Consider the following 15,139-nt stretch of genomic DNA (forward strand, 5'->3'; position numbering starts at 1 on the left):
CCTCTAATTTCATTTAGAGGTGTTGTTGTAGATATTCAATATATTGCTGAATCAATGTTTCATTGCGGGAAAAATAAGACCATTGCCCATGCTTAGTCGCAGTAATTAAACCTGCTTGTTGTAACACAGACAAATGATTTGACATGGTCGATTGTGATACTTGACCCAATCGCTCAATTTGCCCTGCACAAACACCACGCGTAAAGCCATTACACTCATCTTCAGGCAAAAACTGTTCGGGTGTTTTTAACCACTGCAAAATTTGCCGACGAGTCGGGTTGGATAAGGCTTTATAAATTAAGTCGATGTCCATAGTTTCATCACAAATTGTGTGCAACAAAACGATTCAGCTCCAATCATTATATCGTATTTTATCGATTAATATATCGATTTTTTTAGATATATATTCCAAGCGGTTTCGCTTTGCTACACAAATGTTTGCAAAGGTCTGTTTACAGACCTTGTTTTAAACTTGCTTCAATAAATTTATCTAGATCACCATCAAGTACAGCACCCGTATTCGAGCTTTCAACACTTGTACGTAAATCTTTAATACGTGAGTCATCTAAAACGTATGAACGAATTTGACTTCCCCAACCAATATCAGACTTTGTATCTTCTAATGCTTGAGCTGCATCATTACGCTTTTTCATTTCCAATTCATACAATTTTGCACGTAATTGTTTCCAAGCATGATCACGGTTAGCATGTTGTGAACGTTGGTTCTGACAAGCAACCACAATACCTGTTGGTGCATGCGTTAAACGTACTGCAGAATCTGTTTTGTTAATATGCTGACCACCCGCACCAGAAGCACGGTAAGTATCTGTACGTACATCTGCAGGATTGATTTCAATTTCAATATTATCATCAATTTCAGGAGAAACGAAAACAGCAGAGAAAGATGTATGGCGGCGGTTACCTGAGTCAAATGGAGACTTACGCACTAAACGGTGTACACCTGATTCTGTACGTAACCAACCATACGCATACTCGCCTTCTACACGAATCGTAGCAGACTTAATACCAGCCACATCACCGTCAGATTCTTCCATTAATTCAGCTTTAAAGCCATGACGTTCAATCCAACGCATATACATACGCAGTAACATAGATGCCCAATCTTGTGCTTCTGTACCACCTGAACCTGCTTGAATTTCAACATAGCAAGGGTTTGGATCCATTGGATTGCTGAACATACGGCGGAATTCTAATTTAGCAAGTTCCGCTTCAGCTGAATCTAATTCTGCTTGAACATCTGCAAGCATTTCTTCTTCTTCAGCTTCAACCGCAAGATCAAGCATCGCTTGAGCATCTTCTAATTGAGTCGATAAACCATCAAGCACGTTTAATACGTTTTCTAATTCGCCCTTTTCTTTAGCCATCGCTTGCGCGCGGTTTTGATCATTCCAAATTGTAGGGTCTTCTAATTCACGTAGAACCTCTTCTAAACGCTCTTTCTTAAGATCGTAGTCAAAGATACCCCCGTAGTGTTTGACCACGTTCGTCTAAATCTTTTAGCTGTAATAGATACGGATTAATTTCCACGTGAAATACTCTCAATTTAAAACATTCAAAATAGCGTTAAATTATAGCACAGACCAAATATGCGATTTCACACTTCACCCGATAAGAAATTGAAATAAATTTAAACACTTTTTTAATCTCTACACTTTGAATACAGCCATCATCTAATAGAGCCAAAAGCGAAATTTAGCTTAAATATTAATCAAACCTTACAATAAAAAAAACTATTTTTTACTTGAAATTAAAATTTATCAAAACATAAATATAAAATATATTTTATATTTCAATTACTTAAAAACACAAATTACACAAACCCAACCCTATTTACATTGCCACAACGGTATCTCGATTGACCGTTCATATTTTTGCCCTAGACTGAATCTGTAACAAAAAATGTATATTGAAACTATAAATCAAGAGGTAGACCCCATGAAAAAATTAGCAATCGCCTCAGCATTGTTGTCAACTATGGCCGTTGCTGGCACAGCCAACGCATACCAAGCAGAAGTGGGCGTAACAGCTGGTGTGATCGATCCCGATCATGCAAGCACTCAAGGTATTTATGGTGTAGAAGGAACAGCTTACTTTAAACCAGTACAAACACGTAATGCACCACTTGCAGAAGCAGCATTTTTAGACCGTGCAAGTAATGTTAAAGCTCAGTACAACTACAGCAAAGTAGATGATGCAAAATTACATAACTATTCTGCTGGCGTAGAATACTTTGTACCAAACTCAGACTTCTATTTAAGCGGTGACATTGGTCGTCAAGACATTAAAATGAAACACGCTTCAAATTTTGACACAACTGTTTACTCAGCAGAAATTGGTTATTTACCAGCTCCAGGTCTATTAGTTGCCGCTGGTGTTAAAGGCTATGATAATGATGCCAAATCACATACTGCACCAAGTGTACGTGCAAAATACGTAACAGCATTATCAAATGGTCAAGATATTAATATTGAAGCTGGCGCAACATTTGGCGATATTAAAGATTACCATGTTGCTGCTGATTACTTTATTGATAAGACATTCAGTGTTGGTGCAGACTACCAAAAACAAGACTTTTTGGATAACAAAGAATGGGGCATTAATGCACGCAAATTTGTGACTGAAAATGTAAGTTTAGAGGGTCGTGTAGGTTTTGCTAAAAATAATGTAAATGATTACAACACTTACAGCGTTGGTGCAAAATACCGCTTCTAAAACATTGAATATATCTTCCCTAAAAAAAAAGCCACTCTATTGAGTGGCTTTTTTTCCCATCAACATTCACACATCTAGAGAATTATTGAAATAGGTGTACAACTCGTAACTGTAAATTTACATTACCATTAAATATATTCTTCTCTAATTCATAAACTAAATTCACATGATCAATCATTGGATTAAAATCATATTTTTCTTTGGCATTAAAAGAAATTGCTTCCACCACTTGCCCATTTTCCAAACCTAGACGTAGCTTTAAATGTGAATCTTTCAACCATCGATAATCAACTAATTTAAACTGCCCTTCAAAAATAGGTTGTGGGAATTTCTGTCCCCACGGTGCTAAATTTTGTAGTAAATCGACCGTATTTAGCTGAATGATATCTGCCTTTAAAACACCATCAGTCCAAAGTACAGCTTGAAATAACTCATCATCCATATTCGCGATAAGTTTTTCAAAAACAGACTTAAATTCAGAAAAATGTTCTTTTTTGACCGTTAAACCCGCTGCTGCGGCATGCCCACCAAAATGACTAATTAAATGTGGATATTGCTCTGCAACCAATTCAATCGAATCTCGAATATGAATACCATCAATTGAACGAGCCGAGCCCTTAATATGTACACCATCTTCATCGGCTGCAAAAACAATAGCAGGTCTATGGAATTGTTCTTTTAAACGCCCAGCAACAATACCAATCACACCTTGATGCCAATGTTCTTCAAACATCACCAAAGCTGCTGGTAAATTTTGTTGATCTAACTCTAATTTTTCTAGCTCAAGTAAAGCTTCTTGTTTAATTTTGCCTTCGACCTGACGACGTTCAACATTCAGATCATTTAATTGCCTTGCAAGCTCATAAGCTTTCTGAATATCGGTTGCGAGCAAGCACTCAATACCAATGTCCATGGTTTCCATACGCCCTGCTGCATTAATCCGAGGACCTAAGACAAAACCTAAATCTTGTGCTTTTAAAGAAGCGGGATCACGTCCTGCAATATCAAGTAATGCACTAATTCCTGAACGACACTGACTTTGCTGAATTCGCTTCAACCCTGCATCAACCAAAATACGATTGTTATAGTCCAAACTTGCGACATCGGCATATGTACCTAGCGCCACTAAATCTAAATATTGCGTTATTTTACTGGTTGATTTAGCAAGCTTTGCACGATGGCTCGATAAGTTCGCAAGCAAATAAAATGCAACGCCCACCCCTGCCAAAGCTTTACTTGGAAAGTCGCAGCCTAATTGATTCGGATTCACTACAGCTTCAGCTTTCGGTGTTTCTTTAGTCGTTAAATGATGATCTGTAATGACCACGTTCATACCATGAGCTTGAGCTTTTTCTACCCCTGCATGGCTTGAAATACCATTATCTACAGTTATAAGAAGATCAGGCTGATACGTTTGATAAGCCAAATCCGCAATCGCAGGCGTTAAACCATAGCCATATTTAAAACGATCAGGTACTAAATATTCGATGTTTGCACCCATTTCTTGTAATGCAAGTATCATCAATGCCGTACTAGTTGCACCATCAGCATCGTAATCTCCCACAATCACAATTTTTTGCTGTTGATCTATTGCCTCATCAATAATTTGAATCGCCTGATCTAAGCCCTTCATTGTTGGTGCAAGTAAGTGTTTGAGTTTTAATTCGAGCTCTTGTTCAGACTCGACACCACGTCGTGCCAAAATTTCAGCGACAAAATTAGGCACGCCCTGAAAATTTTCAGGGCGTGTAATAAATGGTCTTTGTTTAATTAGAGTTTTAGACATTTAAGGCATCAATCGTTGGATAATCCATTTACCATCGATTCTTTCATAAGTGATGCGGTCATGTAAACGATTTGGACGACCTTGCCAAAACTCATAATAATCAGGCTCTAGACGATAACCGCCCCAAAACTCTGGTTTAGCCAACTCGGTTTTATCTTCAACTTCATCATGTAAGGTTTGAAACCGCTGTTGCAGCTCTTCACGACTTGCAATCACACCACTTTGTGGCGTACTAATATGCGCTGCAATTTGATTATCACGCGGACGCTTGTGGTAATACGCTGTCGATTCCTCTTCAGAAATTTTCACCACACGCCCTGACACACGAATTTGACGCTCTTGTTCTTGCCAATAAAACAATAATTCCGCATATGGGTTTTCAGCTAAATCGATGCCTTTTTGACTGTCATAGTTGGTATAAAAATCATAACCCGCTTCAGTTGCACCACGTAACAAAACCGTACGTACATGCGGACGACCTTGTTTGCTTGCTGTTGCTAAAGACATTGTATAGGGCTCATGTAATTGAGCTTCTAAAGCATGATTAAACCAATTTAAAAATTGTTCATGTGGATTTTCATTCACTTGAGCTTCGTGTAGTTCACCTTTTTGGTAACTTAAACGTAGCTCACTTAAATCTTTAATGACATCACTCATATCAATTCCTATGCAGCGTTTGCACGCACAGCATCTGCTAAATGATTTGCTAAAGCTGTTACTTCTGCTAAATCATCACCTTCAACCATGACACGAATTACAGGTTCAGTTCCTGATTTACGAATAAGAAGACGACCACGACCTTTAAGCTGTTCTTCCGCTTTTGCAAATTCATCAACCAATGTAGGCACTGTATATGGATCGAACATTGCCGCTAAACGTACATTCACTAAAACGTTTGGCAATAAAGTAAATCCGTCTACTAACTCATGCAGGGCTTTATTTTGCTCAACCATTACAGTTAAAACCTGAAGTGCAGCAATAATGGCATCACCGGTGGTACTTTTATCTAAAGTAAGAATATGACCTGACGGCTCACCACCTGTCACCCAACCATTTTCTTCCAAGCCTTGTAGTACATAACGATCACCTACTTTGGCACGTAACAATGGAATGCCTGCTTTTTCTAAAGCTAATTCCAATGCCATATTACTCATAAGTGTACCGACAATACCTTTTGGCTTTTTCGATGCTTGAGTCGCCAAAATATACAGGATATGGTCACCTGTAATTTGTTCGCCATTTCTATCCACTAAAATGACACGATCAGCATCTCCATCGAAAGCAATCCCAAGGTCAGCAGCATTTTCAACCACTGCTTTTTGCAAGCTTTCAGGATGCGTAGAACCACAGCCTTCATTGATGTTTAGACCATTTGGTTCATTGTGAATTGCGATGACTTTTGCACCAAGCTCACGGAATACAGAAGGACCAACGTTATACGCCGCTCCATTTGCACAATCGACAACAATTGTTAAATCATTTAAGTCTAAATGGTATGGAAAAGTCGATTTACAAAATTCGATATAGCGACCATTGGCATCTTTAACACGTACACTTTTACCTAAATTTGCAGTGTCTTCGATGAAAATATCGTTTTCTAATTCTCGATTAATCGCTTCTTGAATTTCATCAGGGAGTTTTTTACCTTCTCCTGAGAAAAACTTAATCCCATTATCAAAATATGGATTATGCGAAGCTGAAATTACAATTCCTAAACTTGCATGTAACGCTCGTGTTAAGTGCGCAATTGCAGGTGTAGGTAATGGACCAAGTAAATGAACATATACACCAGCAGCATTTAAGCCTGCTTGTAGTGCTGCCTCTAAAATATAACCCGATAGTCGTGTATCTTTCCCAAGTACAACAATTGGCTTATTTTTTTTACTATAATTTTTTAATACTTTACCTGCTGCGAAACCCAACTTTAAAGCAAATTCAGGTGTAATTGGCAATTCACCAAATTTGCCTCGAATACCATCGGTACCAAAATAACTCATGTTTTACTCACTTCTTGATGGTGATCTTCATCATCACATTTATAGTAATTACTTTACACCAAAAACAAAAAAGCCGTCATACGTCTGACGGCTTTTTAGCGAGAAAACTACGAAAATTAACCAACGCGGTAGTTTGGTGCTTCTTTCGTAATAGTCACATCATGTACATGAGATTCAGACATCCCCGCAGACGTAATCTTCACAAATTTTGCATTTTGACGAAGATCTTCAACTGTAGAAGAACCTGTATAACCCATAGAAGAGCGTAAACCACCCATCATTTGATGAACGATGTTACCCATTGGACCTTTATAAGGTACACGGCCTTCAATACCTTCTGGAACAAGTTTCTCTGCACCTGCTTTAGAGTCTTGGAAATAACGGTCAGCAGAACCTGTCGCACCCGCCATTGCACCTAAAGAACCCATACCGCGGTATGCTTTGTAGTAACGACCTTGGAAGAATTCAACTTCACCAGGTGCTTCTTCAGTACCTGCCATAAGTGAACCAACCATAATTGTGCTTGCACCCGCACCAATCGCTTTTGCCATATCGCCAGAGAAGCGAATACCACCATCAGCGATTAATGGAATTTGATCTTTAAGTGCATTTGCAACGCTGTCAATCGCAGAGATTTGTGGCATACCAATACCAGCAACAATACGCGTTGTACAGATTGAGCCAGGACCAATACCCACTTTAACAGCATCAGCACCTGCATCTAATAATGCAAGAGCAGCATCACCAGTTGCGATGTTACCGCCAATCACTTGTACTTGTGGGTAGTTTGCTTTAACCCAACGTACACGCTCAATTACACCAGCAGAGTGACCATGTGCAGTATCAACAACAATAGCATCTACACCAGCTTCAACCAATGCTTCAACACGGCTTGGGGTTTCAACACCTGTACCAACTGCAGCACCAACACGTAAACGACCTAAATCATCTTTACAGCTGTTTGGATAAAGTTCTGCTTTGTTAAAGTCAGTTACTGTAATTAAGCCTTTAAGCTCATTATTTTCACCAACAACAATCACTTTTTCAATACGATTTTTTTGAAGAAGTGCTTGGATATTTTCTTTCGATTCGTTTTCACGAACTGTAACTAAACGATCTTGACCAGTCATAATGTTGCTTACTGGTTGCTCAAGGTTAGTTTCAAAACGCGTATCACGACCTGTCACAATACCAACGACTTTACCGTCTTTTACAACAGGTACACCGCTAATATTGTTTGATTGAGTAATTGCAATTAACTCGCGAACAGTTGTTTCGGGAGTTACGGTAATAGGGTCTTTCACCATTCCCGCTTCAAATTTTTTCACACGGCGTACTTCAGCAGCTTGCGCAGCAATATCCATGTTTTTATGCAGAATACCAATACCGCCATTCTGCGCCATAGCAATTGCCATACGTGATTCAGTCACTGTATCCATTGCAGCAGAAACGAGAGGGATATTAAGATTAATTCCGCGTGTTAAACGTGTCTTTAGAGAGACATCTTTTGGGAGGACAGTTGAGTAGGCAGGGAGTAACAAGACATCATCGAAGGTTAGCGCTTCTTGAACGATGGTCAGCATAACAGTCTCACTGGTAATTTCCGTGCGCTATTATAAACAAATTTGGATGTAAATTTCATTTATTATTATCAATTATTTATTTTTACTCTGAAATTTTATTTTATTTTAATAAAACTCAATTACTTATTTAAATATAATTTTACTCATAATGACCTGATTAAAATAATAAGGAAGAAAACTTCTCTTTTCTTCCTTATTTTTTAATGATACCAACTTAAAAGCCGAACTCTCTTCTATAAATGTATGCGTTCTATACATCTTAAAATTTATATCTAAATGCTATAGAGCGATGAGTCATTTAAACTAATTAATACTCTGGGCATGTAAAAACACGCTCATCCATTAAGTCTGTTCCACATTCAAGTGTTTCAATCCAGTCGAGGAATTGGTTTACCTGCTCTTTACCCATAAATGGTGTTCCGTGCTGTGGAACAATGCTTTCCACATCCATAGTACGTACCATTTGCACCCAAAGACGAATCACCTTGTTATTGCACATATAGCGCTGATGAAAACCTTTCATTTTCGGAATGTGATCTTCAAAGTTATCTAATGGAATACCTGCATCTTCAACCATTGATGCACCCATATCTCCTGAAAATAAAATTTTTGAGATTGGATCATAAAACTGGAAATTACCCACAGAATGTAAAAAATGTGCAGGAACGGCAATAATTGAAGAATTACCTAATTCAATTTTTTGACCTTGATCTGGCAATTCAATTAAGCGCTCCAACCAACTTCCTTTCATTCGGTCACTCATAAATGCCGAATTCAAGTGTGGTAAAAAGCGTGCCCATAGTTTAGATGCAACAACTTTTGCGTCGGTATAGACCAACCAACGAGGCATAGAAGTAATAATATCTGGATCTTGATGCGATGCCATCACCAAATCTAAATTCGCAAGACGTGTATATTTATTCAATTCCATAGTCAATGGAACATAGGTCAAGTCGCCACCTGGATCGAGTACTGCAGCTCGTTCGTTATCAATAATTAAGAATTGGTTGGCCTGCACACCCTCACCTTTAACCAAACTGGTAAAGCTAATACATTTATGTGACCCATTATCAAATAATACTTGCGACGTAGTGCGGTCAAATGCCATACCGAATCCCCAAAATTTCTAATTTTTAAAAGCGTATTTCTATGTACAGATAACATATATTTAATTAGTGAAACTTACAATGAATATGCTTTAAATATTTTTAATAATATCAATTATTTGAGTATCAAGTCACAAAAAAACCCGAGCTAAAAACTCAGGTTTTTTTGTTTTTCGGTATATTTTTAGAAGAAATAATGTTGTGCCAATGCTGCAACACCAATAACCAAGAAAACTAATGCGCCAATTTTATGAATTAAGGAAATTGGAAGCTTCTCTGCCATTTTATTACCAATGAATACAGCAGGTGCATTCACAAGCATAATACCCAAAGTTGTACCTAATGTTACCCAACCAATACTGTCAAAACGTGCAGCTAAAGCAACAGTCGCAATTTGAGTTTTATCGCCAATTTCTGCAAGGAAGAACAAAACAAAGGTCGCACCAAATACACCGTATTTTTGCCATTTGTTAATACTTTCCGACTCATCACCTAATTCATCTGGAATTAACATCCAAATCGCCATACCAATGAAACCTAGCGATACTATCCATAACAATACAGTTGGGCTTAATACAGTGGTAATCCATTGACCCAACACAGCTGAAACACCATGGTTTACAACAGTTGCTAGAAAAATTGCGAATAGAATTGGAGCTGGTTTACGGAATCGTGCGGCAAGAAGTAATGCAAGCAGCTGTGTTTTATCACCCATTTCAGACAGGGCAACAACAGCTAAAGAAATGAAAAAAGCAGATAACATGATGTCTTTCTCTGGCTAGCATAACATATACCAATGACTCACCCCTCCTGCTAGCCATATGTGCAGAGTGGTAAATCAAAGGTCTTGCCAACAAAAGAAAGCTTTAAGAAGCTCATTTGGTTTTTTGCTATGATGACCATGCTCGCTTTAGAGCAAATATGTTGATCATCACCTGTTCTTTTCGAACAGCGGCTACTCCCCAATGAAGTAATACTATTATACTCAAATTTTCATCGTTTTTCAAATTTCACAAAAAAACCCTGCCGAAGCAGGGTCTTATCGCACTTAAATTAATTCAATTAAATTAAATTAATAAAGTACGAATATCTTTTAGCAACTTAGTTAACTTATTAGTAAAGCGAGCTGCATCAGCACCGTTAATTACACGGTGATCGTATGACAATGACAATGGCAGCATAAGTTTCGGATCAAAACCTTGACCATTCCATACAGGTTGCATTGTCGCAGGTGAAATACCTAAGATTGCAACTTGAGGCCAGTTAACAAGTGGTGTAAATGCTGTACCACCAATTGCACCTAAACTTGAAATGGTGAAGTTTGCACCTTGAAGATCTTTCGGAGAAAGTTTCTTATCACGTGCTTTTTGACCTAACACACCCAATTCAACAGCAATTTGTTTAATTGATTTTTGATCTGGATTACGCAACACAGGAACTGTTAAACCATCTGGCGTTGCTACAGCAATACCCATGTGAATTTCATTGCGTAAAAGTACAGACTTACCATCATCAGACAAGTGACCTGCAAACTCACGCTCTTCTTTAAGAAGATGAGCAACAGCTTTAATGATGAAAGCCATAATTGTTAAACTAATGCCTTCTTTCTTAAAGTTACCTTTAAGATCATTACGCCAAGCTTCAAGCTCTGTAATATCAGCAAGATCAAACTGTGTCACTTGTGGAATGTAGTTGTTTAATGACAACTGAGGAATAGACACTTGTTGCAAGCGTGTCAATACTTTCTCTTCCACACCACCAAAGGCATCAAAACTTGGCAGTTTTGGTAAACCTGATGATTGTGCTACTGCTGTAGCAGGTGCAGCTTGTGGCGTAGTTAAACGCGTTTTCACATAAGCAAACAAGTCTTCTTTCATTAAACGCGCATGTGGACCAGATGCTTTTACTTCTGCAAGTACAACCCCCAATTCACGTGCTAATTTACGAACCGCAGGACCTGCATAAACTTTTGCATTTGCTACGCTTTGTTCTTTTGTCAGTTTGTCTGCTGAATGCGTTGTTGGTGTAGCAATTGGGGCTGGTGCTACCGCTTTCGGTGCCTCTACTTTAGGTGTCGCTTGAACAGGTGCATTTGCTACTACAGAAGCAGTAGCTTGACCTTCAGCAGCAATAGTCACCAAAGCAATACCTTCTGACACGTTTTGACCTAGCTCTACGTGAATTGCTTTAATCACGCCAGAAACCGTACTTGGTACTTCTACAGTCGCTTTATCAGATTCAACAACAATAATGCTTTGGTCTTTTTCAACTTTATCACCAACAGCAACAAGTACTTCAGCAACAGCAGCTTTATCTACACCTAAATCTGGTACAGCAACTTCTACATCACCAGCAGGAATTGCTGCTTGTGCAACAGGTGCAGGAGCTTGTTCAACTTGTGCAACAGGTGCAGGCGTTGCTTGTGCAGTTGCTGCTGATGCTACAGGTGCAGCACTTTCTGTTTTCACTTGAAGAATCACAACGCCTTCTTTCACGCTGTCACCAACTTGAATAGAAATAGATTCAACAATACCAGCAACAGTACTTGGCACTTCGACAGTTGCTTTATCAGACTCAACCACCACAATGCTGTCATCTACAGCAATGCTATCACCTACTTTTACTAACACTTCCCCAACAATGGCCTTTTCAACACCAATATCAGGTACTTGAAAATCAACGACTTGCGATGTTGTTGCAACAGATGCAGTCACAGGAGCAGCTTCAACAACTGTCTCTTTTACTTCAGCAACAGGTTCAGCTTTAACTTCTACAGCAGGCGCTGCAGTTTGTCCTTCTGCTTCAAGTTCAATTAATACAGCACCTTCAGCAACTGCATCACCTTGATTTACAAGAATGCTTTTTACTACACCCGCTGAAGTGCTAGGCACTTCAACAGATGCTTTATCTGACTCTAGTAAAACAATGCTGTCATCAACTGCAATGGTATCGCCTACTTTTACTAAAATTTCTGCGACCGTTGCTTTATCTACACCAATATCAGGAGTCGTAATTTGCATGATTAGTTCTCCTCTTTATAGTCAGCAACAGCTTGTACTTCTGCATGTGCTTGTGGTGCCCAAGCAACTGGACGATCTGTATCAAGCTCAAATGTAGAAATTGCATCTTTTACTAAACGTGCATCCACTTCGCCTTCATCAGCCAATTTCTTCAATGTAGCAACAACGATATGTGCAGCATCTACACCAAAGTAACTACGCAACTTAGCACGTGAATCTGAACGACCATAACCATCTGTGCCTAAAGCAACGAATGGACGGTTATCTGGTAAATATCCGCGGATTTGTTCACTATATGCACGCATATGGTCAGTTGCAGAAACAACAATACCTTTAGTACCGCGAAGTTGTTTAGACACCCAAGATTCTTTCGCTTCAGACATTGGATGCAAACGGTTGTATTCTTCTACCGCCATACCATCACGCGCCAACTCGTTAAAGCTTGTTGCGCTCCAAACATTTGAATGGATTTGGTATTCATCACGTAAAATTTGTGCAGCTTTAATCACTTCACGAAGGATTACACCTGAACCCATAAGCTGAACAGTTGCTTTTGTATCTTCTTCAAGTAAGTACAAACCACGTTTGATACCTTCTTCAACACCTTGTGGCATTTCAGGATGCTCGTAATTTTCATTCATTACTGTTAAGTAATAGAAAATACGCTCTTGATTCACATACATACGCTGTAAGCCATCATGCACAATGACAGCTAATTCATAACCAAAGCACGGGTCATAAGACACACAGTTTGGAATGGTATTTGCAAGAATATGCGAGTGACCATCTTGATGTTGTAAGCCTTCACCATTTAGTGTTGTACGACCTGCCGTAGCACCCAATAAGAAGCCTTGAGCTTGTGAATCTGCCGCAGCCCATGCAATATCACCAATACGTTGGAAACCAAACATTGAGTAATACATGTACATTGGAATCATTGGTAAGTTATTTGTTGAATAACTTGTTGCCAATGCCGCCCAAGCACTCATTGCACCCGCTTCGTTAATACCTTCTTGAAGCATGTGACCATCTTTAGCTTCACGGTAATGCATTAGCTGTTCTTGGTCTTCTGGTGTGTATTTTTGACCGTGAGCAGCATAAATACCTAACTGACGGAACATCCCTTCTAAACCAAAAGTACGCGCTTCATCAGGTACAATTGGAACAACACGATCTTTAATTGCTTTTTCTTTCAACAATGCTGAAATCAAGCGAACCATGACCATAGTTGTCGATTGCTCTTTACCTTGAGAACCTTTTAACACTGCATCAAATACAGATAACTCAGGAATCGCTAATACTTCACTTTCTTTACGACGAGCAGGTAAGTAACCACCTAATGCTTCACGACGAGCTTTCATATATTTAAGTTCAGGCGAGTTTTCGCTTGGACGGTAGAAAGGTACATCAACCAATTCATCATCGCTAATTGGTAAGTTAAAGCGGTCACGTACGTATTTTAAAGACTCAATCTGCATCTTTTTAATTTGGTGCGTTTTGTTTACTGCTTCAATTTCTTCAGATAAACCATAACCTTTTACTGTTTTCGCAAGAATTACAGTTGGTTGACCTTTTGCTGTACATGCTTCTGCATAAGCTGCAAATACTTTATACGGGTCATGACCACCACGATTTAGATTATCAATATCTTCATCGCTTAAATCTTTTACTAGTTCTGCCGCTTCAGGGTATTTACCGAAGAATTTCTCACGTGTATATGCGCCACCTTTTACTTGGTAACGTTGATATTCACCATCAACCGCTTCTTCCATTACCGCTTTTAGTGCGCCAGTTTCATCTTTTGCAAGCAGTGGATCCCAATGACGTCCCCAAACTACTTTAATAACGCGCCAACCTGCGCCACGGAATAACGATTCAAGTTCTTGAATAATTTTACCGTTACCACGCACAGGGCCATCAAGACGTTGTAAATTACAGTTTACAACCCAAATTAGATTGTCTAGTTTTTCACGACCTGCAAGTGAAATAGCACCAGTACTTTCTGGCTCATCCATTTCACCATCACCCAAATACGCCCAAACCTTACGATTTTCTTCTTTAATCAAACCGCGGTTCATTAAGTATTTTTGGATGTGTGCTTGGTAAATCGACATGATTGGACCAAGACCCATAGATACTGTAGGGAACTGCCAGTAATCTGGCATTAAATATGGATGCGGATAACTTGGGATACCAATACCGTCAACTTCACGGCGGAAGTTATTTAAATGTTCTTCAGTCAAACGACCTTCAAGAAATGAACGTGCATAAATACCAGGAGCACAATGCCCTTGGTAATAAATCATATCACCGCCAAAATTATCGTTATTAGCGCGGAAGAAATGGTTAAAACCAACATCATACAAAGTTGCAGATGATGCAAAACTTGCTAAGTGACCACCTAAATCGTCACCTGTTTTGTTCGCACGAAGAACCATTGCAAGTGCATTCCAACGAACAAGTGCGCGAATACGACGCTCCATATCTTGATCGCCAGGCATAGCTGGTTGCTCTTCTACTGAAATTGTATTTAAGTAAGGTGTATTTAGTCGCTGAATGGGAACATGCTTAGCAATCGCGCGTTGATATAGCTTTTCAAGCAAGAATGCACCACGCTCTGTGCCCATGTGTTGTATTACAGAGTCAAACGCATCCTGCCACTCTTGGGTTTCTTGCGCATCTGTATCGCCATAAAACGCCATATTTCACCTATTCTGTATGCTTAATCTTATACCCATATATGTATCACACTTTTGCCTAGCTCAGATATCGCTCTAGATGAATACGGTTTTGGTCTAATATTTAATAAATAAATACCCATTGACCTTTCGTTACGTAAAACAACAAAAAACCGCCAATAATGGCGGTTTTTTAAACACAACTATCAAAATTTGATGATAGTTTAATATATTAA

Annotated in this window: 11 protein-coding genes and 1 riboswitch; of the genes, 1 reads left to right on the forward strand and 10 read right to left on the reverse strand. The window is 39.0% G+C overall.

Features of this window, described 5'->3' with window-relative positions:
• Positions 1-13: 13 nt before the first annotated feature.
• Positions 14-313, reverse strand: coding sequence for an ArsR/SmtB family transcription factor (locus tag AC5YC8_RS03530; RefSeq protein WP_496119677.1), 300 nt, complete (start codon positions 311-313; stop codon positions 14-16).
• A gap of 139 nt (positions 314-452) precedes the next feature.
• A protein-coding gene (prfB, locus tag AC5YC8_RS03535; protein ID WP_496163556.1) for a peptide chain release factor 2 occupies positions 453-1,548 on the reverse strand; the annotation gives its coding sequence in 2 pieces (ribosomal slippage) (positions 453-1,475 and positions 1,477-1,548; 1,095 coding nt in all).
• Between the two features lie 408 nt (positions 1,549-1,956).
• Between prfB and AC5YC8_RS03540 the strand changes: the two genes are divergently transcribed.
• Positions 1,957-2,733 carry a putative porin gene (locus tag AC5YC8_RS03540; protein ID WP_496163557.1) on the forward strand — a complete coding sequence of 259 codons (777 nt, stop codon included), beginning with the start codon at positions 1,957-1,959 and terminating at the stop codon, positions 2,731-2,733.
• An 82-nt stretch (positions 2,734-2,815) separates the two neighbouring features.
• On the opposite strand, the gene recJ is transcribed toward AC5YC8_RS03540, so the two are convergent.
• The 8 genes from recJ to aceE form a co-directional block, all read right to left on the reverse strand.
• Positions 2,816-4,519 carry a single-stranded-DNA-specific exonuclease RecJ gene (gene recJ / locus AC5YC8_RS03545; protein ID WP_496163558.1) on the reverse strand — a complete coding sequence of 568 codons (1,704 nt, stop codon included), beginning with the start codon at positions 4,517-4,519 and terminating at the stop codon, positions 2,816-2,818.
• A complete protein-coding gene (gene pdxH, locus AC5YC8_RS03550) occupies positions 4,520-5,176 on the reverse strand; it encodes a pyridoxamine 5'-phosphate oxidase (RefSeq protein WP_496163559.1) in 657 nt (218 codons plus the stop codon).
• A gap of 8 nt (positions 5,177-5,184) precedes the next feature.
• The gene (gene glmM, locus AC5YC8_RS03555; protein ID WP_496163560.1) at positions 5,185-6,516 is read right to left on the reverse strand and encodes a phosphoglucosamine mutase; all 1,332 of its coding nucleotides are present in this window, start codon (positions 6,514-6,516) and stop codon (positions 5,185-5,187) included.
• A gap of 116 nt (positions 6,517-6,632) precedes the next feature.
• Positions 6,633-8,099, reverse strand: coding sequence for an IMP dehydrogenase (guaB, locus tag AC5YC8_RS03560; RefSeq protein WP_496119638.1), 1,467 nt, complete (start codon positions 8,097-8,099; stop codon positions 6,633-6,635).
• Between the two features lie 307 nt (positions 8,100-8,406).
• On the reverse strand, positions 8,407-9,207 hold the full coding sequence (locus AC5YC8_RS03565; protein ID WP_496119640.1) for an oxygen-binding di-iron domain-containing protein: 801 nt from the start codon (positions 9,205-9,207) through the stop codon (positions 8,407-8,409).
• Positions 9,208-9,389: 182 nt separating this feature from the next.
• A complete protein-coding gene (locus tag AC5YC8_RS03570) occupies positions 9,390-9,968 on the reverse strand; it encodes a TMEM165/GDT1 family protein (RefSeq protein ID WP_496119642.1) in 579 nt (192 codons plus the stop codon).
• 89 nt (positions 9,969-10,057) lie between these two features.
• Positions 10,058-10,181: riboswitch (yybP-ykoY riboswitch) on the reverse strand.
• Between the two features lie 91 nt (positions 10,182-10,272).
• Positions 10,273-12,225 carry a 2-oxo acid dehydrogenase subunit E2 gene (locus AC5YC8_RS03575; protein WP_496163562.1) on the reverse strand — a complete coding sequence of 651 codons (1,953 nt, stop codon included), beginning with the start codon at positions 12,223-12,225 and terminating at the stop codon, positions 10,273-10,275.
• Between the two features lie 2 nt (positions 12,226-12,227).
• On the reverse strand, positions 12,228-14,927 hold the full coding sequence (gene aceE, locus AC5YC8_RS03580; RefSeq protein WP_496163563.1) for a pyruvate dehydrogenase (acetyl-transferring), homodimeric type: 2,700 nt from the start codon (positions 14,925-14,927) through the stop codon (positions 12,228-12,230).
• Positions 14,928-15,139 lie beyond the last annotated feature (212 nt).

Source organism: Acinetobacter sp. FY731, assembly GCF_059515905.1.